The 19,475-nt window shown below is 58.7% G+C and carries 21 protein-coding genes and 1 other RNA gene; 6 read left to right on the forward strand and 16 right to left on the reverse strand.

Annotation, left to right across the window (positions count from 1 at the left end; translation table 11 throughout):
• Nucleotides 1-355, reverse strand: an RNA gene (gene rnpB, locus BBB56_RS18710) — RNase P RNA component class A; the annotation flags it as partial.
• A gap of 33 nt (nucleotides 356-388) precedes the next feature.
• Complete coding sequence (gene rsmI / locus BBB56_RS18715; protein WP_123802449.1) at nucleotides 389-1,252, reverse strand: 16S rRNA (cytidine(1402)-2'-O)-methyltransferase; 864 nt, start codon at nucleotides 1,250-1,252, stop codon at nucleotides 389-391.
• A 62-nt stretch (nucleotides 1,253-1,314) separates the two neighbouring features.
• Here rsmI and BBB56_RS18720 point away from each other — a divergent pair, with 62 nt between their 5' ends.
• Genes BBB56_RS18720 through dolP form a run of 4 tightly spaced genes read left to right on the forward strand, consistent with a single transcriptional unit; the run spans nucleotide 1,315 to nucleotide 4,872 of the window.
• Nucleotides 1,315-3,330 carry a penicillin-binding protein activator gene (locus tag BBB56_RS18720; RefSeq protein WP_123802450.1) on the forward strand — a complete coding sequence of 672 codons (2,016 nt, stop codon included), beginning with the start codon at nucleotides 1,315-1,317 and terminating at the stop codon, nucleotides 3,328-3,330.
• Complete coding sequence (locus tag BBB56_RS18725) at nucleotides 3,288-3,683, forward strand: YraN family protein (RefSeq protein WP_123802451.1); 396 nt, start codon at nucleotides 3,288-3,290, stop codon at nucleotides 3,681-3,683. Before BBB56_RS18720 ends, BBB56_RS18725 begins: the two co-directional genes overlap by 43 nt.
• A gap of 14 nt (nucleotides 3,684-3,697) precedes the next feature.
• A complete protein-coding gene (gene diaA / locus BBB56_RS18730; RefSeq protein ID WP_123802452.1) occupies nucleotides 3,698-4,285 on the forward strand; it encodes a DnaA initiator-associating protein DiaA in 588 nt (195 codons plus the stop codon).
• A 14-nt stretch (nucleotides 4,286-4,299) separates the two neighbouring features.
• On the forward strand, nucleotides 4,300-4,872 hold the full coding sequence (gene dolP / locus BBB56_RS18735) for a division/outer membrane stress-associated lipid-binding lipoprotein (protein WP_123802453.1): 573 nt from the start codon (nucleotides 4,300-4,302) through the stop codon (nucleotides 4,870-4,872).
• Between the two features lie 38 nt (nucleotides 4,873-4,910).
• Here dolP and BBB56_RS18740 read toward each other — a convergent pair whose 3' ends face one another.
• Nucleotides 4,911-5,615, reverse strand: a complete 705-nt coding sequence (locus BBB56_RS18740) for a pirin family protein (protein ID WP_123802454.1) — start codon at nucleotides 5,613-5,615, stop codon at nucleotides 4,911-4,913.
• Between the two features lie 130 nt (nucleotides 5,616-5,745).
• On the opposite strand from BBB56_RS18740, the gene BBB56_RS18745 reads away from it, so the two are divergent.
• Entirely contained in the window at nucleotides 5,746-6,645 is a 900-nt protein-coding gene (locus tag BBB56_RS18745; RefSeq protein WP_123802455.1) for a LysR family transcriptional regulator, read from the forward strand.
• Nucleotides 6,646-6,690: 45 nt separating this feature from the next.
• Here the strand turns inward: BBB56_RS18745 and BBB56_RS18750 are convergent, their stop codons facing one another.
• From BBB56_RS18750 to pmbA, 11 genes are all read right to left on the reverse strand, one after another.
• Entirely contained in the window at nucleotides 6,691-8,601 is a 1,911-nt protein-coding gene (locus BBB56_RS18750; protein WP_123802456.1) for a BglG family transcription antiterminator, read from the reverse strand.
• A 121-nt stretch (nucleotides 8,602-8,722) separates the two neighbouring features.
• The gene (gene dagF / locus BBB56_RS18755; protein ID WP_123802457.1) at nucleotides 8,723-9,463 is read right to left on the reverse strand and encodes a 2-dehydro-3-deoxy-phosphogluconate aldolase; all 741 of its coding nucleotides are present in this window, start codon (nucleotides 9,461-9,463) and stop codon (nucleotides 8,723-8,725) included.
• On the reverse strand, nucleotides 9,460-10,581 hold the full coding sequence (locus BBB56_RS18760) for a DgaE family pyridoxal phosphate-dependent ammonia lyase (RefSeq protein WP_123802458.1): 1,122 nt from the start codon (nucleotides 10,579-10,581) through the stop codon (nucleotides 9,460-9,462). The genes dagF and BBB56_RS18760 overlap by 4 nt, the downstream gene beginning before the upstream one ends.
• Complete coding sequence (locus tag BBB56_RS18765; RefSeq protein ID WP_123802459.1) at nucleotides 10,565-11,698, reverse strand: amidohydrolase/deacetylase family metallohydrolase; 1,134 nt, start codon at nucleotides 11,696-11,698, stop codon at nucleotides 10,565-10,567. The genes BBB56_RS18760 and BBB56_RS18765 overlap by 17 nt, the downstream gene beginning before the upstream one ends.
• Nucleotides 11,699-11,743: 45 nt before the next feature.
• On the reverse strand, nucleotides 11,744-12,385 hold the full coding sequence (locus tag BBB56_RS18770) for a DUF4310 family protein (RefSeq protein WP_123802460.1): 642 nt from the start codon (nucleotides 12,383-12,385) through the stop codon (nucleotides 11,744-11,746).
• 10 nt (nucleotides 12,386-12,395) lie between these two features.
• The gene (locus BBB56_RS18775) at nucleotides 12,396-13,172 is read right to left on the reverse strand and encodes a DUF4311 domain-containing protein (protein WP_123802461.1); all 777 of its coding nucleotides are present in this window, start codon (nucleotides 13,170-13,172) and stop codon (nucleotides 12,396-12,398) included.
• A 28-nt stretch (nucleotides 13,173-13,200) separates the two neighbouring features.
• Nucleotides 13,201-13,500, reverse strand: a complete 300-nt coding sequence (locus BBB56_RS18780; protein ID WP_123802462.1) for a DUF4312 family protein — start codon at nucleotides 13,498-13,500, stop codon at nucleotides 13,201-13,203.
• 2 nt (nucleotides 13,501-13,502) lie between these two features.
• The gene (locus BBB56_RS18785) at nucleotides 13,503-13,859 is read right to left on the reverse strand and encodes an SFCGS family glycine-rich protein (RefSeq protein WP_081140782.1); all 357 of its coding nucleotides are present in this window, start codon (nucleotides 13,857-13,859) and stop codon (nucleotides 13,503-13,505) included.
• 21 nt (nucleotides 13,860-13,880) lie between these two features.
• Nucleotides 13,881-14,213 (reverse strand): glycine dehydrogenase, encoded by a 333-nt coding sequence (locus BBB56_RS18790; protein WP_233593067.1) that lies wholly within the window; start codon nucleotides 14,211-14,213, stop codon nucleotides 13,881-13,883.
• A 293-nt stretch (nucleotides 14,214-14,506) separates the two neighbouring features.
• Entirely contained in the window at nucleotides 14,507-14,893 is a 387-nt protein-coding gene (gene cybC, locus BBB56_RS18795) for a cytochrome b562 (protein WP_123802463.1), read from the reverse strand.
• 69 nt (nucleotides 14,894-14,962) lie between these two features.
• Nucleotides 14,963-16,303 carry a metalloprotease PmbA gene (pmbA, locus tag BBB56_RS18800; protein ID WP_123802464.1) on the reverse strand — a complete coding sequence of 447 codons (1,341 nt, stop codon included), beginning with the start codon at nucleotides 16,301-16,303 and terminating at the stop codon, nucleotides 14,963-14,965.
• A gap of 118 nt (nucleotides 16,304-16,421) precedes the next feature.
• On the opposite strand from pmbA, the gene yjgA reads away from it, so the two are divergent.
• On the forward strand, nucleotides 16,422-16,964 hold the full coding sequence (gene yjgA, locus BBB56_RS18805; RefSeq protein WP_123802465.1) for a ribosome biogenesis factor YjgA: 543 nt from the start codon (nucleotides 16,422-16,424) through the stop codon (nucleotides 16,962-16,964).
• A gap of 39 nt (nucleotides 16,965-17,003) precedes the next feature.
• On the opposite strand, the gene BBB56_RS18810 is transcribed toward yjgA, so the two are convergent.
• On the reverse strand, nucleotides 17,004-17,744 hold the full coding sequence (locus tag BBB56_RS18810; RefSeq protein WP_123802466.1) for an oligogalacturonate-specific porin KdgM family protein: 741 nt from the start codon (nucleotides 17,742-17,744) through the stop codon (nucleotides 17,004-17,006).
• 366 nt (nucleotides 17,745-18,110) lie between these two features.
• Nucleotides 18,111-19,463, reverse strand: coding sequence for a UDP-N-acetylmuramate:L-alanyl-gamma-D-glutamyl-meso-diaminopimelate ligase (mpl, locus tag BBB56_RS18815; RefSeq protein WP_123802467.1), 1,353 nt, complete (start codon nucleotides 19,461-19,463; stop codon nucleotides 18,111-18,113).
• Between the last annotated feature and the right edge of the window lie 12 nt (nucleotides 19,464-19,475).

A 19,475-nucleotide genomic window follows, 5' to 3' on the forward strand; every position in this document is an offset into this window, starting at 1 on the left:
GGTTCTGTCGTGGACAGTCATTCATCTAGGCCAGCAATCGCTCACTGGCTCAAGCAGCCTACCCGGGTTCAGTACGGGCCGTACCATGCGAACCCCTATTTGGCCTTGCTCCGGGTGGAGTTTACCGTGCCGCGAACTGTTACCAGACGCGCGGTGCGCTCTTACCGCACCCTTTCACCCTTACCTGATCCCATAAATGGGCCATCGGCGGTTTGCTCTCTGTTGCACTGGTCGTAGGCTTGCGCCCCCCAGGCGTTACCTGGCACCCTGCCCTATGGAGCCCGGACTTTCCTCCCCTCTGCCCGTCTCCCTACAAGAGGGACGACGACAAAGCGGCGACTGTCTGGTCAGCTTCGGCGCGAGATATTAGGGCATTCGCCGCCATTTGTCACGCCTCTTGCTGATCGAGCGCAAAGCGATAGAGCGCATTTTTCTTCACGCCGTGAATTTCTGCCGTCAGCGCCGCCGCCTTTTTTAACGGCAGCTCTTTTTGCAGCAGCGCCAGCGTGCGCAGCGCCTCGGCAGGCAGCGCCTCTTCATCTGCCTTATGACCTTCGACAATCAGAACCATCTCGCCCTTGCGGCGGTTCTCATCCTCTTTGATCCAGGCGAGCAGCTCGCTGACCGGCGCCCCCTGAATAGACTCCCAGGTTTTGCTCAGCTCGCGCGCCAGCACCACATAGCGATCGCCTCCCAGCTCGCTCGCCATGTCCGCCAGGCTGTCGAGCAGACGGTGGGTCGATTCATAAAAAATAAGGGTGCGCGGCTCCTGGGCCAGCGCGCGCAGCGCATCGCAGCGCGCCTTGGTTTTCGCCGGCAGAAACCCTTCGTAACAGAAACGATCGGACGGTAATCCGGCGGCGCTTAATGCTGTAACGGCAGCGCACGGGCCTGGCAGCGGCACGACGCGAATGCCGGCTTCACGACAGCGGCGCACCAGATGGTAGCCCGGATCATTGATCAGCGGCGTTCCGGCATCTGAAACCAGCGCGATGCTCTGCCCTTCCTGCAACTTCGCCAGCAGCAGTTCGGCCTTCTGCTGTTCATTGTGGTCGTGAAGTGCGAAGAGCCGCGCAGTGATGGCGAAATGTTGTAGCAACAGTCCGGTATGACGTGTATCTTCCGCTGCGACCAGATCGACGCCCGAAAGCACCGTCAGCGCCCGCTGGGTGATATCACCCAAATTACCAATCGGGGTTGGAACGATGTAGAGCGTGCTGGCAGAAATCTCTGCCCGATCGAGTTGTTTCATTGTTTCATCCGAATTGCCGATTTAATATTGAGCATCTTGAAAAAAACATCACTGGATACAGTATGCTTCCTTCAAAAGTCGTTCGTCATAAAGCAGGACGCTTTGTGCCTGTCCTTCTTGCTGGGCTGATTTTAGCCGCCTGTAGCGGTCAGGGGCCGCAAACCTCAAACGTAAATATTCAGGGACCCATTACCGGTGGGTCTGATTACTACCTGCAACAAGTGCAGCAAAGCAGCGATGATAGCAGGACAGACTGGCAATTACTTGCCATCCGTGCCCTGATGAAAGAAGGAAAGTATCCGCAGGCTGGGCAGCAGCTCAACCTGCTGCCGAGCCAACTCAGCGACACGCAACAGCAGGAGCTGCTGCTGCTTAAAGCGCAGTTTCTGTTCAGCCAGCAGAACGTCCCCGGCGCGACGCAGCAGCTGAATCAGGTGAAGGTCGATGATCTGTCCAAAGAGCAGCAGGCGCGCTACTACGGCCTGCAAATTGCCGCCGCGCAGGGCAAAACCTCGCTGCCCCTGCTGCGCGCCTTTATCGCGCAGGAGCCGCTGCTGAGCGGCGCCGAACACCAGAAAAATATCGACGCCACCTGGCAGGCGTTAACGCAGCTGTCACCGCAGGACGCCGCCAGCCTGGTGATCAACGCCGATGAAAATACCCTTCAGGGCTGGCTGGATCTGCTCTCTGTCTGGCGCGCCAACGCGCAGGACGGCGAAATGCTTAAGTCCGCTCTGAAAGACTGGCAGACGCGCTATCCGCAAAACCCGGCGGCCAAAACGCTGCCGACGCCGCTGAGCCAGGCGCAAAACTTTACCAAAGCCTCTACCAGCACTATCGCGCTGCTGCTGCCGCTAAACGGCCAGGCGCAGGTCTTCGCTAAGGCCATTGAAAAAGGCTTTAACGATGCGAAAAACGGCGCGCTCAACGCCGCGCCGCAGCCTGCCGCCCAGCCCGCCAGTTCAGACAGCGTTCAGCCCGCCTCGACCGGCGAAGCCAATGCCGTGGTCAGCCCGGCCGCCGCCGCCAACACGCCAGCAGAGACGCAGCAGCCTTCGGCGGCGCAGCCGCAGCCCGCGGCGAGCGCGCCCGCCAGCAGCGCGCAGGTAAAGGTGTATGACACCAGCAGCCAGTCGATGCAGCAGCTGATGCAGCAGGCACAGCAGGACGGCGCCACGCTGGTGGTCGGCCCGCTGCTGAAAAACAATGTCGAAGAGGTGGCGAATAGTCAGACGCCGCTCAACGTTCTGGCGCTCAATGAGCCGGAACAGATCCAGAACCATCCGAATATTTGCTACTTTGCGCTTTCTCCTGAAGACGAAGCGCGTGATGCCGCGCACCATATGTGGGACCAGGGCAAACGCCAGCCGCTGCTGCTGGTGCCGCGCAACAGCTTTGGCGATCGCGTCGTTAACGCCTTTGCGCAAGAGTGGCAAAAACTGGGCGGCACGGCGCCGTTGCAGCAGCGCTTTGGCTCGACCGCCGAGCTGAAGCAAGGCATCAACAGCGGCGCGGGCATTACGCTGAGCGGCACGCCGGTGAATACGCAGCCTGCCGAGCCTCAGGGCGTCACCATCGCCGGGCTGACTATTCCCTCGCCGCAGCAGCAGAGTCCAGCGGCGACAGAGAGCAGCGGCGGCGGCGTCGATTCGGTCTATATCGTCTCGACGCAGGATGAGTTGCAGCTGATTAAGCCGATGATCGCCATGCGCACCGGCAGCCGCAGCGCGGCTTCGCTCTACGCCAGCTCGCGCAGCTATCAGGCCGGCGCCGGTCCGGATTTCCGCTTAGAGATGGAAGGGTTGCAGTTCAGCGATATTCCGCTGCTCTCTGGGCGCAATCCGGCGCTGATGCAGCAGGCGGCGCAGTCGTTTAACAACGACTATTCGCTGGTTCGCCTTTATGCGATGGGCATTGATGCCTGGACGCTGGCCAACAGCTTCAATCAGATGCGTCAGACGCCGGGCTTCAGCCTTGACGGCAACACCGGCAGACTGAGCGCGAATCAGGACTGCGTGATCAACAGGACGTTGTCATGGCGTCAGTATCGTCAGGGCGAGATCGTTCCCGCCTCCTGACCCCTCGGCGTCTCGGCGCCGAACAGGAGCAGCGCGCCCGGCGCTATTTAGAGCGCGCCGGGCTACGCTGGGTCGCCAGCAACGTGAGTTTTCGCGGCGGTGAACTGGATCTTATTATGCGCGACGGCGCATGCTGGGTGTTTGTGGAGGTGCGTTACCGACGCGATGCGCGTTTCGGCGGCGCGCTGGCCAGCATCACCCGCCTCAAACAGCAAAAGCTGCTGCATGCCGCCGCTCTCTGGCTGGCGCAGCGCGGCGGCAGTTTCGAGACGGTGAATTGCCGTTTCGACATCATCGCCATTACCGGTACGGCGCTGGAGTGGCTGCCGAATGCCTTTAATGCAGACGTTTAGAACCAGGTGGTCGTGTGCAGGACAGAATTAAAGCGTGTTTTACTGAAAGTATTCAAACCCAGATTGCAGCCGCAGAAGCGCTGCCGGATGCCATTTCCCGCGCCGCGATGACGCTGGTGCAGTGTCTGCTTAACGGCAACAAAATCCTGAGCTGCGGCAACGGCGCCTCCGCCGCGAACGCGCAGCACTTCGCCGCCAGCATGATCAATCGCTTTGAGACCGAGCGTCCCAGCCTGCCTGCGCTGGTGCTTAGCGCGGATAACGTGATGTTGACGGCAATCGGCAACGATCGTCAGCACGATGAAGTCTACGCCAAGCAGGTGCGCGCGCTGGGACAGACCGGCGATGTCCTGCTGGCGATCTCCACTCGCGGCAACACGCGAGACATAGTAAAAGCGGTAGAAGCCGCCGTAACCCGCGATATGACCATTGTTGCGCTGACCGGCTACGACGGCGGCGAGCTGGCGGGCCTGCTGGGTCCGCACGACGTGGAAATTCGTATCCCTTCGCACCGTAGCGCCCGCATCCATGAAATGCATATGCTGACGCTTAACTGTCTGTGCGACCTGATCGATAACACTCTTTTCCCCCACCAGGAATGACTGAAGGAGCAAACATGAAAGCATTGAACGCTGTCGCTATCCTGTTAACCGCTATGCTGTTGCAGGGCTGTGTCGCCGTTGTGGCGGGCGGCGCAGCCGTCGCCACCAAAACCGCGACGGACCCGCGCACCGTGGGCACCCAGGTTGACGACGGCACGCTGGAGCTACGCGTCAGCAACGCGCTGGCAAAAGACCAGCAGATCAAAACCGACGCGCGCATTATCGCCACCGCCTATCAGGGTAAAGTGCTGCTGACAGGCCAGGCGCCGTCGCAGGACATCGCCAGCCGCGCCAAACAGATTGCGATGGGCGTTGACGGCGCCACCGAGGTTTACAATGAAATTCGCATCGGCCAGAAAGTCAGCCTGAGCACCTCTTCGTCGGACACCTGGATCACCACCAAGATTCGCTCGCAGCTGCTGGGCAGCGATCAGGTGAAATCATCCAATGTGAAGGTAACGACGGAGAACGGCGAGGTATTTCTGTTAGGTCTGGTGACAGCGGAAGAAGCGAAAGCGGCGGCCGATATTGCCAGCCGGGTTAGCGGCGTGAAGCACGTAACCACCGCCTTTACCATGCTGAAGTAAGCCAGCATCAGCGGGCGGCCTGAGAGCCGCCCGTTTTTTTACACCGGTATATCAATCACCAGCGCCCGCGTTGCGGTTTTCGCCCTTAGCCGGATCTGCTGCTCTTCCTGTAAAAACGCCCCGTCGCCGCAGGCCAGCTTCTCCTGATGATCGCCGCGCGTGGCCGCTTCCAGCGAGCCGTGAATCGACTGCAAGTAGGCGCGCGGACCGCGCAGCGCCAGCGTCTGCTCTTCGCCCGGCTCTAACCGCAGCTGATGGATCCACACCTGCTGACGCAGCTGTAGACTGTTTCCCGCGCCATCTGGCGAGGCGATTAGCTGAATATTTTCGCGCTCCGGCAGCGCGATTTTCTGCATCAGCGGATTCTCGCGGTCGGGACAGGCAGCCAGCCAGATCTGCATCCGCGTTAAGGGCTGATCCTTACGCAGGTTAATTTCGCTGTAGCTGACGCCCTGCTGCGTAGCCAGCAGCAGCGCTTCGCCCTCGCGCGCAACGATATGGTTGCCTTCGCTGTCGCGGTACTCCGCCTCGCCCTGCAACACAATATTCAGTACATCGACCTGCGGATAGGTGCGCGGCTGGAAGGCCGCGCCGGGCGCCAGCACTTCCTGATTCAACACGCGTAGCGAGGCGTAGCCCATAAGTTTGGGATCGAAGTAGTGACCAAAAGAGAAACTGTAGCGCGCCTGCAACCAGCCGAAATCCGCCTGGCCGCACGCCGACGCACTGCGCGTTGTTATCATGATAATCCTCCAGCTCACTGCGGCAGAGAGCGGCCGCAGACTTAATACCCATTATGGTAAAAGGCTGGACGCCGTATTGTTAGCCAGTTAATCTGCCGTGCATATTCAAATTTCCTGAAAGAGACTTCGGATGGCTAAAGAGCGTGCCTTAACCCTTGAAGCGCTGCGCGTGATGGATGCGATCGATCGCCGCGGCAGTTTTGCGGCGGCGGCGGATGAGCTGGGGCGCGTGCCTTCGGCGCTCAGCTACACCATGCAGAAGCTGGAAGAGGAGCTGGACGTGGTGCTGTTTGACCGCTCTGGACACCGAACCAAATTTACCAACGTCGGGCGCATGCTGCTGGAGCGCGGGCGCGTTCTGCTGGAGGCGGCGGACAAGCTCACCACCGACGCCGAAGCGCTGGCGCGCGGCTGGGAGACGCACCTCACCATCGTTACCGAAGCGCTGGTGCCCACAGAGGCGCTGTTTCCGCTGGTGGAAAAGCTGGCGGAGAAAGCCAACACCCAGATTTCGCTGGTGACGGAAGTGCTGGCGGGGGCGTGGGAGCGGCTGGAGCAGGGGCGCGCAGATATTGTCATCGCGCCGGATATGCACTTCCGCGCCTCGACCGAAATCAATACGCGCAAGCTCTACACCATGATGAGCGTCTATGTCGCCAGCGCTGACCATCCTATTCACAACGAGCCGGAACCCCAGTCGGAGGTCACGCGCGTGAAGTATCGCGGCATCGCGGTGGCCGACACGGCGCGCGAACGCCCGGTGCTGACGGTGCAGCTGCTGGATAAACAGCAGCGCCTGACGGTGAGCAGTATGGATGACAAGCGCCGCGCGCTGCTGGCGGGCCTCGGCGTCGCCACCATGCCCTACTCGCTGGTGGAACAGGATATTGCAGAGGGCCGGCTGCGCGTCGTCAGCCCGGAATACACCCGCGAAGTCGATATTATTATGGCCTGGCGCCGCGACAGCATGGGCGAAGCCAAAGCCTGGTGCCTGCGCGAGATCCCGCGCCTGCTGGCGAAAAAAAGCTAAACGCTCTTGTCTGCTCCAGTCCTGTCGCCGGGCTGGAGCCATCTTTCACAACCTTCCCAGACACTCAATCGCCACCGCCTTGAATCCGGCGAAGTCTTTGCTGTCGCGCAGTCGCGCCACTGCCCGTTCGCGCAGAAAGGTCACAAACAGGTCATAAATGGCCATTGCCTCTTCGTATTCGCTTTTGCTAATCGCCAGCAGGAAAATCACCGAGGCGGTGTCTTCGCCCCAGGCAATGCCGTGCGGCGCCAGCACGGTATAGACCACGGTTTTTTTCGCCAGCAGACCGAGCGAGTGCGGCAGAGCAATACCCTCGCCCAGCATGGTGCTGACAATCGCTTCGCGCTCCTCGACCGACGGGTAGAAGGTCTCATCAACATAGCCCTCCGCCTCTAACCGATCGCACAGCAGGCGAAACAGCTGCGACTGCGTCATGGGCCGGTCGACAATCATAAAGTGCTGCGCGTCGAAAAATTTCTCCAGCATGTAGGGACGGGTGCGATCCACCAGCACCAGCTTGCCGATCTGCTCAAGCTGAAAGGTGGTGGGAAACGGCGACATCACCACTACCGGTTTATCTTTCTCGCTGAGCCGGGTGGTAGAAATCACGAAATCTTCGTCGATGCGCGTGCGCTCTTCATATTCCCGCTGCGACAAACGCGCCGTGACCTGTAGCTGCGGATACTTGCGCAGCAGCATCGCCTCAATCATTCGCAGCGTTGAGTTACCGCTGTCGCACACCAGCAGCACCTGCGGATGGCGCTGATAGCCCACATTGTAGTGACGCTCCAGCCCGACGCCGATATGCAGCACCAGAAAACCGATTTCATTTTCGCTGATCACATAGGGCGTATATTTGCCCCAGCTCGACACGGCCGCCAGCGTCACGTCATAGGCCATGGGATAGTGCTGTTTAATGTTCTCCAGCAGCGGATTAGGAATATGGATCTGGTAGCGCACGCGAGTAATCATGGTTTTAATGTGCGTCAGCAGATCGGCGCGCAGCTGGTCGTCGCCCTGCAAATGGTAGTTGTAGTGCGTATTGATATAGCTCAGCAGATAGTCCACCAGCGCGTCGGCGTCATCGGCGTTGATAGTGCTCGGCGCGACCTCCTGAATCTGACGTGCAGCGATATTCACCCGCAGCCAGCTCTCCTCCGCTGATGATACCGGTTTGCCTACCAGCGGCCGCAGCAGCGTGCTCAGCTGATGCGCGGCCTCGCGCACGTCAAGGCCGACCTCTTCCGCGCCGGGATCGCTGAGCGGATACCCCTCGCTGATGCGACGCACGGCCACTGCGCAGTAGAGGCGCAGATAGCGCTCGCCCTCATCGCTCAGGCGAATGTTATGGCGCGTCAGACACTGTTGAATCAGCGGGCGCAACGTCTCCAGAATGCCGCTGTGCAGCGCCTCCACCCTAATCAGCGGGCTGTCTGCCTGCTCCTGATCGATCTGCCACAGCAAATCGGTTAAACAGGTGCGGATCGCCACTTCGCTGCCGAACAGCTTCATGCCGTGATGGGGCTTGCTCTCGATATTCAGGTGATAGCGCGCCAGCCATTCACGCACCTCTGTCATATCATTTTGTAGCGTGGCGCGGCTGACGAACCACTCCTCTGCCAGATCCTCCAGCTTGAGCGACCAGGCCGCAGTGAGAAAACGCGTCAGCATATAGCGCACGCGTTCGGCAGAAGTACGCGGCACGCGCAGCGGCGAACGGTTCTGCCTTTCCAGACGCTGAAAGCGCAACGCGTCATGGATTTTCAGCTGATAACCCGCTCCGCGGCTGAGTATGAACTGCGCGCCATACTCTTCGAGCAGCGCGTTAAGCGCGTTAATGTCAGTACGGACGGTGCGCGTAGAAACGGCGAAGCGCCGCGCCAGTTCATCCTGGGGCAGCGTTTCGTTTTGCAGAGCATCGAACAATTGCGCAAGGCGCTGATTAGGAAATCTCAAAGCGGTCTCTACCTGTTACAGCAATGATATTAACTCAGCGGAAGCGCCTGACCTGCGATCCTCGATTTGTAGCGGCCAGGCAAGCGCCGACGCCCTGTAAGGCGCGTCGGCCTGGCTGCGGCTACGGCAGCAGCTTTTTACAAATCGCCAGAAGCTGGCGTACGTCTTCCACCCGCGTGTCGCCGCTGACGGGATCGATAATGGAACTGTAAACGTGCGGAATGATTTTGCTGACGCCCGCCTCCAGCGCGATCCTCAGGATCGCCTCAACGTTATCGAGATCGATGCCGCCGGTCGGCTCCAGCCAGAAGTCCTGCGCCGCGCACGCCTGCGCCACCGCACGGTACTCCTCCACTGATTTCAGTCCGCCCATCGGGAAGTATTTCACCGAACTGCCGCCCATATCCTTCAGCAGCGCGATAGCGCTGTCGACGGGCACCACGGCGTCGGCGCCCTGCGCGCTCAGCGGCCCGGTAGAGATTTTTACCATACCGGGCGTACCCGTTGGCGAAACAAGACCGTTAACCACGGTTTGCGACTGCCCCAGCAGCGCGCGGCTGGCGCCGACGCCGGTAAAGACCTGATTGACGTGCTGCGGCTGTAGCACCGCAGAGATCTCGCTCACCATGCTGGACTGATTAGGATCGCCCGCGCCTAGCCCCACCGAGAGGGCGTTGTCAATCAGCGCGGCATATTCGCGCATATCGGCGATGGCCGCTTCGTTGCTGCTGTAGTTTTTCGACAGCACGCCCACCAGCACATGCCCTTCCGCCGCCTCCCAGACAGCGCGCGCGTTCTCTTTCGATCCGGCCAGCACGTTGAGGCACAGGCGATCCTTGTAAAAATTAGGGCTTAGCGTCATGCGTTTTTTCCTCCGTTCAGCAGCGCCTGGATTGAGGTGAAAATGATGTGCAGCTGCTCTGCGCTCACGCTGCGGACATCCGCCTCAATAATGCCTTCATTGGCTTTATAGCCGCGAAAATAGATGGCGGTCTCCCCGTTCTTCAGCGCCTGCACGATGTCGCTGGTGCGCTGACCGATGGCCGCCTCGTCGAATTTGATCTCGGCGCGAGCGATGTCGCGCCCCGCCGCGTCCCAGACCACGCGCGCCGTTACGCCGCTTAGCTGGTTAAGATTATCGATAAAAGGCGTCATCTTCTCTACCATCTGCGCGCCGCTGGTTTTTTCCAGCCGCAGGTAGTCTTCAATCGCCTGCGTCAGGCCGAGAATGCCCTCTTTACCCACCTTCATCGCGCGGCCAATGCCGTTGCTCTGGCGTTTGACCCATTCGACATACTGCTGTCTGCCGATCACCAGCCCGCTGGTCGGCCCTTCAATGGCTTTCGCGCCGCTGTAGATCACCAGATCGGCGCCATACTGGTAGTAGCACTGCAAATCCTCTTCCGCCGCGGCGTCCACGATTAGCGGCACGCCGTGCTTGCGCGCCACCACGGCCGCCTGCTCGACGCTCAGATGACTTTTCTGCACGCAGTGATGGGATTTCACATAGAGAATCGCCGCGGTCTGCGGGGTGATGGCGGCAGCCAGCTGCTCAGGCGAGCACTCGTTGCTGTAGCCCGCCTCCACCAGCCGACCGCCGCCCAGCGCCACCATGCTGCCGACCGGCGCGCCGTAGTTAACGTTATGGCCTTTCGGCACCACGATGTCGTGCGGCACCTCCAGCGGGGCGGCATGCAGATTATCCAGCAGCCAGTCGCTCTCTTTGACAATGACGGCGGCCACGCACTGCGCGATACCCGCCGAGGCGCAGGAGACCACCACCGCGTTTTCCACATTCAGCAGTTGGGCGATATAGGCGCCGGTTTTGTTGACCAGATCTTTCATTTCGAAATAGTGGCTGAGACCCGTCTGCACGGTATCGACCACCTGCGCCGACGGCGTGGAGACGCCGAGGATGGTCATGCGCCCCGACGCGTTAATAACCGGCTTCAGGCCATATTTTTCATAGATCGAAGACATTGGCTTTCCCTTCTTCTGTCAGGAACCACTCGCCCGCCACCACGGCGGCCAGCGGCGTAATATGTTTCTCCCCGGTAAGCTGCTCCCCTTCGGAATCCACGAAGGCGCGGGGTTCTTCTGTAACGCTAAACACCGTCAGATCGGCATCGAAACCCACCTCAAGACGACCTTTGCGCGCCAGGCGTAGCCCGTCGGCCGCCTTCCAGGTGACGCAGTCGATAATCTGCGGCAGCGTCATGCCGACGCTGAAAAACTTCGACATGACGTGCGCCAGGTTATGCACCGGGCCATTAAGTCGGTTGCGGCAGTAAATATCTGAGCTGATGGTATCGGGCAGGATGCCCTGTGCGATGGCGGCGCGCGCCACCTCAAAGCTGAAGCTGGCGCTGCCGTGGCCGACATCTATTTTGACGCCGCGGGCGATCGCCTTCTGCACGGCGGCTTTGAGTTCGCCCTGCGGCGTGAGTATGCGGTTAGGCTTGCCGTTATAGCAGTGGGTAATGATGTCGCCTGCGGTCAGACGATCGGCGATCTCGGCCAGATCCGGCGGGTTGTTGCCGATGTGCACCATCAGTGGCAGATCCCCGACCTGCTTCTGGATCGCTTTGGCTTTGATCAGCGGCTGAATGCCGTTCTCGCCCACGACGCTGCTGCTCATACGCGCCTTCAGGCCGACGATAAAATCGGGCAGACGTTTCACCGCCTGCTGAACCGCATCGCCGTCGATCTGCCGCATATCCGCCAGCTCGTTCTGCGTGACGATGCCGGTGCGGGCGATATTAATCAGCGCGTGGACCTGGGTGCTGGCGGCGCGGGTCAGCGCATAAAAATCGTCAATATGATCCGCGCCGGTGCTGCCCGCATCAACCACCGTCGTGACGCCGGTCGCGACGCCGATGGCGTCCGCGTCGTCATGGTAGATCGGCGATTTGGGATAGCAGTGAACATGAGAATCGATCCAGCCTGCGCTGACGTAGTAGCGCCCCGCCAGATCGCGTTCGCTTTTAGCTGCGCCCTGCACGCTGCTGGCAACGGCCGCGATTTTACCGTCCTGAAGGGCAATATCGGCTAGCCGCTCATCCGTCAGCCGCGCGCGGCGAAGAATCAGGTCGAACATAGCAACTCCTTAACCCGGCGGCCCGATGGCGAGCCGCCGACTGCACTAGATCGCGACCGGGAAGATCGCGCCGAGGATCATGGCGCCGAGGATCGCGCCGCCGGTGATCGGCTTATTCCACAGGTAGAACAGCAGCGCGCCGAACAGCGAGCCAAGACCGATAGGAATTGAAGCCGCCATCGCAGAGAGAATGATCAGCGGCCCCAGGAAACGGCCAGACGCGTTACCCGCCCCCATCATCACGTCCGCGCCGTAGGTGGAATCGCTCTGGTTGATGGTGAACTTACGCGCCAGGATAATGACGTAGCCGATCGCCAGCCCTATCACCAGCCCCGTAACCAGCGACGCGGCGAAGTTCTCGACTGGAAAAACGATGCCCGCTCCCAGTAGCAGCGCCGGTACGCCCAGGCCGACGCCGGTCTGAATCGCTCCGCCGATGTCGAGGATCCCCACCAGCGAACCTTCGATAATGCGCGCAAACAGAAAGCTTGCGCCAAAGGCGGCGACGGCGCCGTAGACGCCGGTTTCTATGCCGGAGCGCAGCATCGAGACGAAGGCGACCTCGTTAAACGCGCCGATGCCGTAGAGGTAGTACATATGCGTACCGGCGAAGACGCCCGCCGAGAGCAGGCCGACAAAGATCGGAAAAGACCAGTCGGCGTACCAGAAACCTTTATTTTCAGTCATGTTGATAGCCTTACTTGCCGCTCAGGGAGTTGTGGATCATGTCGAGCCAGCCGGGAATGCCTAACTGGAAGGATTGCAGCAGCTTCATATCGAAACCGCGGAAGAAGCCGCTCAGCACGAACAGCAGCACAATCGCCACCATCATCACTTTGGTGACCTTGTTCCAGCCGCTCTCCTCTACGCCTTTGCCAATCAGAATGCCCAGCACCAGACCCGGCACGGCGTTGCCCATAATCAGCTGCGCCAGGCCGCCAAAAATCGTCGCCCAGAAGCCCGATTTTTTACCGGCGTCGATGGCGGCCAGCCAGAAGATTACCGGCATCACGGTGTTAACCAGCAGGTTTGCCGCTGGCACCAGCACTTTCACCGCGGTCACCTGCAACGCGGCCGGCACCGCTGAGGCGGTAGAGTTGAGGAAGGCCACCACCAGCATGCCGATAATGCCGCAGGCGATAGCCATTTTTTTCGGATCGTGCAGGGTTTCAGCCAGGTTGCGGTTTTTCACCATCAACGCTGCCGCGCCCCAGTTAGGAATGATGCGGTGGTCAACGTCCTGGGTGAAAGAGCCTGCCGCAACGGAAGATGCCCAGGCATTGAAGAAGAAGCCGAGACCAAAGGAGAAGTGCGACGCGGGATCGCCCTCGCACGAGTTAAGCTCGCCGAGGGTACGAAATGCGCCCATGCCCTGTGAGGTCGGCGCGTGAAACATACGTGCCGCTCCGGCACCCACGCCTACGCCAACCAGCCCCCCAATGATCAACGACTTAAACAAAATAATTAAAAACATGTTTTTTTACCTTTGTTGTCGTCTGTTTTTAAGGCGTCGTCGTGAAGGTCACCTGCCCGGTATCGATCACGGTAACGCTGACGGAGATTTCCAGCTCTACGCTGTAGTTCCGTCGCTGACGCGCCAGAAAAAAGAAGAGGAATTTCTCTGTTCTGACGCTCTCCTGCGCGCGCAGCACCCGAACATCCAGAGGTTCAATGCGCAGCAGAATCTTTTGCGTCGCGCGCAGCACCTGGTTCTGCACGCGACTCAGGGCATCGGCAAAGGCCTTCTCTTTGCTGTCGCCTTTGCCCTGCACCGTCACCTGAGTAACGTATTGTTCTTTCATGGTTAGCTGCCGTGCTTCTTGTTCCAGGCCTGCACCAGCCGCTCGCCTAACTCTTCTTTGTCCATAAAGCCGAAGCCGAGCACGTTGGCTCCTTCATTGATCGCGGTGACGCCTTCGTCGATAGAGCGCATGCCGTGGCGCGCCTTGTAGCCATACTTGTTTTGCGCGGTAATGGCTCCGGCCCCGCCGCTGCCGCAAAAGGAGATGCCGAAGTCGGCATTTTCCGCCTTCATCACGTCGCCCAGCTTCATATCCGCCGCTACGCCCGGCACCACAACGGCCCGTCCGCCAGCTTTTTCAATGCCTGCGGCAACTTTTTGTCCTTTACCTAAACGATCGCCAATCACTACGGTTACCATAATTATTTCCTCATTTAACAATTAGTTAGACCGTGCCACTTCGATATGGACAGAGAGAAGCCAGGCCTCTTCGCGCGGAAGATTGCCGAACAAATCCACCACCTGCTGCGCCAGCTGCATGGTTTCCGGGGAAATATCCTCAAACAGCTCCGCCTCGACCTCCGGCAGCGGTTCGCCGGTCAGCGAGCGCAGCGCCATGGCGCGAACATGCGAAGCCAGCATCTGCTGCTGAACCGCATTGGGATGTATGTTCTGCTGGGCATAGATCGCCGTGATTTGCGTCATGACGCTGTCGGCAAGAGACTGAATCTCCTCCGGCGTTGCCTGCTGTATCGAAGCTCCGTTACTGCTCACCTTGTTACTCCTGTTCACGAAAATTCGCGTTGCGAATAAATTACGGCATGCCCTGGTGGAAGTGCAGACGCACTTTTTCCGCATCAAAGTGGAAATCGCAGGGCAGGATGTGCGCCAGATCGCAGGATGCATAAATTGTGTGATACAGGCCGCGTTATGCACGCCTTAGAGGAAAAATATTTGTAAAACCAGAGATATATGCGTGTAAGCACGAACAGGAAAAAACGTGATGTCAGGCAGATAAGAAAAAATGATGACGGAAAAAGGCCGGTCGCCTGGACCGGCGCAGGCGGTTAGCGGAATTTTTTGTGATTGGCGTTGCGAATATCGGCCAGCTTTTTCGCTTCGGCTTTTGCGCCGTCCACATTGTTGGATTTCGCCAGTTCGTTGACCACATCGATTTGCGCGATCAGCGAGTCCAGTCCCGCGTGAAAGTCTTTGATCTCAGGACTGTCTGCCGGTTCGCCTTCCAGCTTCTCCGGCGTGGATTTTTTCGCATCTTCCGCCGCCTGACGCATGCTGCTCAGCGCCTGCTGCATCGTCTGCGCGTCGTTGGTTTTCATGACGGTGTTCAGGCCGTCTTTCAGCGTATCCATATCATTTTCGAGATCCGCCGCATAAAGGCTGGCGCTTCCAGACAACAAGGAGAGAGCTAACAGTGCAATCACATGCTTACGCATTGGTATGTCCTTTTTATTGTGGGTAAAAAAAAAGCAGCCAGAGCGGCTGCTTTCAGGAAGCGAGTGTTATTATTGTCCGGCGATTTTCATCTCCGGCAGCAGCACCGAGCCACATTGTATGTTGCTGCGGGTTTCAATGTCGTTACCCACCGTGACGATATTACGCCACATCTCCTTGAGATTTCCTGCAATAGTGATCTCGCTCACAGGATATTGAATCTCGCCGTTCTCAACCCAGTAACCCGCCGCGCCGCGCGAATAGTCGCCGGTAATAGCGCTGACGCCCTGGCCCATCAGTTCGGTGACAACCAGACCGCGCCCCATCTGCTTCAGCAGGTCGTCGAAGCTGCCGCCCTGTCCGTTAATGCGCCAGTTATGGATGCCGCCCGCATGACCGGTGCTCTTCAGGCCCAGCTTGCGCGCCGAATAGCTGGTCATCAGCCAGGTTTGCAGCACGCCGTCTTTAATAATGTCGCGCGCCTGGGTACGAACCCCTTCGCTGTCGAACGGCGTGGAAGCCAGCCCTTTTAACAGGTGCGGCTGCTCCTGAATAGTGAGCCACTCCGGCAGAATCTGCTGGCCGAGCGCATCCAGCAGAAAAGTCGATTTACGGTAGACGCTGCTGCCGCTGATCGCGCCGACCAGGTGGCCGAAAAGACCCGTCGCCACTTCCGGCGCGAAGATCACCGGGGCTTTCATGGTGGACAGCTTGCGCGGCGCCAGGCGCGACAGCACGCGACGCGCGCACTCTTCGCCGACCCAGTCGGGGCTTTTCAGATCCTCGAACGCGCGGCCAATGGTATAGGCATAGTCGCGCTCCATATTGCCGTCCTGCTCGGCGATCACGCAGCTGGAGAGCGAATGGCGGCTGGAGCAGTAGCTCTGCATCATGCCGTGGCTGTTGCCAAATACCTTAATGCCCACATGACTGTTAAAGCTGCCGCCTTCGGTATTGGTGATGCGCGCATCAGCCTTCAGCGACGCCTGCTCTGCCTGAGCGGCCAGTTCGATAGCGCGATCGGCGTCGATCTCCCACGGATGATAGAGATCGAGATCCGGCGCGTCGAACGCCAGCAGATCGGCATCCGCCGGGCCAGCGTAAGGATCCGTTGAGGTATAACGCGCAATATCAATGGCCGCCTGCACGGTGCGTTTGATCGCTTCCGGGCTGAGGTCGGTTGAGGAGGCGCTGCCCTTGCGGTTCTGATGATAAACGGTGATGCCGAGCGCGCCGTCGCTGTTGAACTCGACGTTCTCCACTTCGCCGTAACGGGTGCTGACGCCGATTCCGGTGGTTTTGGTCACTGCCACTTCCGCGCCGTCGGTGCTGGCCTTCGCCAGCTCCAGCGCCTGCGCCACTGCCTGTTCCAACACTTTTCGCTGTTCTGCAACCTGAGTAGATACGTTCATCGGCCTGCCGTCTAATCTTATGTATGAAAGTTTTGAGTCTATCAGAGTCAGAGAACAATTTCGCAGTCACCCGATAAACTGATAGGATTAGCCTCTTTTTTTTAGGGGAGCCCAGAAAATGACCAAACAGCCCGATGAGTGGCTCGACGACGTACCGGATAATCAGGAAGAAGAAGACGAAGAGATTATCTGGGTCAGTAAGAGCGAAATTAAACGCGATGCTGAAGAGCTAAAACGCCTGGGCGCCGAACTGGTCGATCTGGGCAAGAACGCCCTGGAAAAGATCCCGCTTGATCAAGATTTGCTGGACGCTATTGAACTGGCGCAGCGTATCAAGAAAGAGGGACGTCGCCGCCAGCTACAGCTGATCGGCAAAATGCTGCGCGCGCGCGACGTCGACCCGATTCGCCAGGCGCTGGACAAGCTGAAAAACCGCCATAACCAGCAGGTTGCGCTGTTCCACAAGCTGGAAGCGCTGCGCGATCGCCTGATTGACCAGGGCGACGAGGCGATGAACGAGGTGCTGACGCTTTATCCGCACGCCGATCGCCAGCAGCTGCGCAGCATGATCCGCAACGCGCAGAAAGAGAAAGTCGGCAACAAACCGCCGAAATCCTCGCGTCAGATTTTTCAGTATCTGCGTGAGCTGGCGGAGAGCTAAGCCCACTGAGGCGGGCATCCCTGCCCGCCTGCTGCTGTCTTAACGGTAGATATAAACAATACCGGCGCGCAGGCGCAGCTGACGTTCGCTGGAGGTGGCTGAGCGGCCGATGTCGCCAAAGGTCAGATAGGGAACCCAGACGCGATCGTTGCCGAGCGCGTAGTCGAACTGAAGCTCCTGTTCATAATCGTCATGCTTATTCGCAAACAGTTTTGCGTCCGCGTGCTTATAGACCAGCTTATAGGTCGTTGTCAGCCTGTCTGCTTTATTGCGCAGGTAAATATCAAAACGGTTTGCCGTGCGGTGCCGATCGGCGTCGCAATAATCGATACCGGGAGCGCCGCATTTATCCTCATGGGCATAATCGGTCAGCTCAAGACGATACAGGCCGCCGAGAAACCAGCTATCGTTAATTTTATACCAGGGCGCGACGCCGAATTTCCATTCGGTGCGCGCGGAGTTAAACTCCGGCTGGATAAAAGGCGAGAGGGTCCAGTTGCCAAAATAGTATGATTTAAGGAAAGTCACCTCAACAACGTTTAACACGGTATCGTTATAATATTTATCTTTGGGATCGGCGCCGCCGGTTTTATATTTGGTTTCCACGCCAAGGAACATATCATTGGGCAGAGTGGTGCTCAGCCCCAGTTTATCGTAGTGCGTGCGGTCGCGCAGGCGATACTCATGCCGGTAGTCGACCGTGGCCGTCGCCAGCGCCGCCGTCGCGCTCATTAACAGCGTCATGCCCAGAGATACGTGCAATAATTTACGCTTTCCCATAACAACATCCTTATTCCTGATAATAAGCGCAATAAAATATAATAAGCAGCCTTAAAATAGCTATTGCCCTTATAATTAACTAATTTTTAATATGCGTACCAGAATAAGAAAAAATCGCCTCATCAACGCCTGTTACTTAAATAATTAACCGGGAAGAGAGTCATTTCCTGACTGGCAAAGAAAACCATGCCATAAATATCGACATAAGCCTTTCTGTTTTAGCCGGAAAGAGAATCAGGATGGCAATAATAAAAAGAGTAGCGGGATCGGCTTCAAAATTACGCGGTGAATTGCGGGCGTATTTTAATCACCGCGACAGCGCGAAGTGAGGATATAAAAAAAGCGCCCGTCGGGGCGCTTGTGAAATTAACCCAGTCGATCCAGCAGCTTCTGGTGAATGCCGCCGAATCCGCCGTTGCTCATAACCAGAATCGAATCGCCCGGCTGAGCGGTTTTCGCCACCATCTCCACCAGCGTATCGATGTCGGCACTCCAGTGCGCTGGCTGCATACAGGCTTCGGCGACGTCGGAAACCTGCCACGGAATATGATGCGGCTGGAACAGGAACACCTCGTCCGCACGGGCCAGCGATGGAGCCAGATCGTTTTTGCTGACGCCCATCTTCATGGTATTGGAACGCGGCTCCAGCACCGCCAGAATGCGCGCCCTGCCCCCGACTTTACTGCGCAGCGCGGATAAGGTGGCGAGAATCGCCGTCGGATGGTGGGCGAAATCGTCATACACCTTGATGCCGTTGACGTCGCCGCGCAGCTCCAGACGACGGCGCGCGTTGATAAAGCTGCTCAGCGCCTGCGCCGCATCTTCCGGCTTCACGCCGACGTGACGCGCCGCAGCGATAGCCATCAGGCCGTTATGCATGTTGTGTTCGCCGACCAGCGACCAGTTCACCTCGCCGACAGCGACGCCGTCGAGCAGCACTTCCCAGTGCGAGGCGTCCGGCACCCGCTTTTTCGCCTGCCAGTGACCGCCTTCGCCGACGCTCTCCTGCTCGCTCCAGCAGCCCATCGCCATCACCTGCTTAAGGTGGTGATCGTGCTCCGGCAGCAGAATCTTGCCCTGGCCGGGAACGATGCGCACCAGATGGTGGAACTGCTTCTGAATGGCGCGCAGATCGTCGAAGATGTCCGCATGATCAAACTCAAGGTTGTTGAGGATCAGGGTGCGGGGAGAGTAGTGCACAAATTTGGAGCGCTTGTCGAAAAAGGCGCAGTCATACTCATCCGCCTCAATGACAAAGAATGGACTTTTTCCTAATTTTGCCGAGACGTCGAAGTTGCCCGGCACGCCGCCAATGATAAAGCCCGGCTCCAGTCCGCATGCCTCCAGTATCCAGGCTACCATACCAGAAGTGGTTGTTTTACCATGTGTTCCCGCTACCGCGATCACCCAGCGATCGCGCAGTACAAAGTCGTGCAGCCACTGCGGACCGGACAGATAGGGAATGTTGCGTTCCAGCACCGCTTCCACGCAGGGGTTGCCGCGCGTCATCGCATTGCCGATGATAACGAGGTCCGGCGCGGGATCGAGCTGCGAGGCGTCGTAACCTTCGGTCAGCTCGATGCCCTGCTGCTCAAGCAGCGTGCTCATTGGCGGATAGACGTTGGCGTCAGACCCGGTCACCTGATGGCCAAGGGAACGCGCCAGCATCGCCAGACCGCCCATAAACGTGCCGCAAATCCCAAGGATATGAATGCGCATAACATGATCCAT

This window comes from Candidatus Pantoea deserta, from assembly GCF_003813865.1.
GTDB classification, from domain to species: domain Bacteria; phylum Pseudomonadota; class Gammaproteobacteria; order Enterobacterales; family Enterobacteriaceae; genus Pantoea; species Pantoea deserta.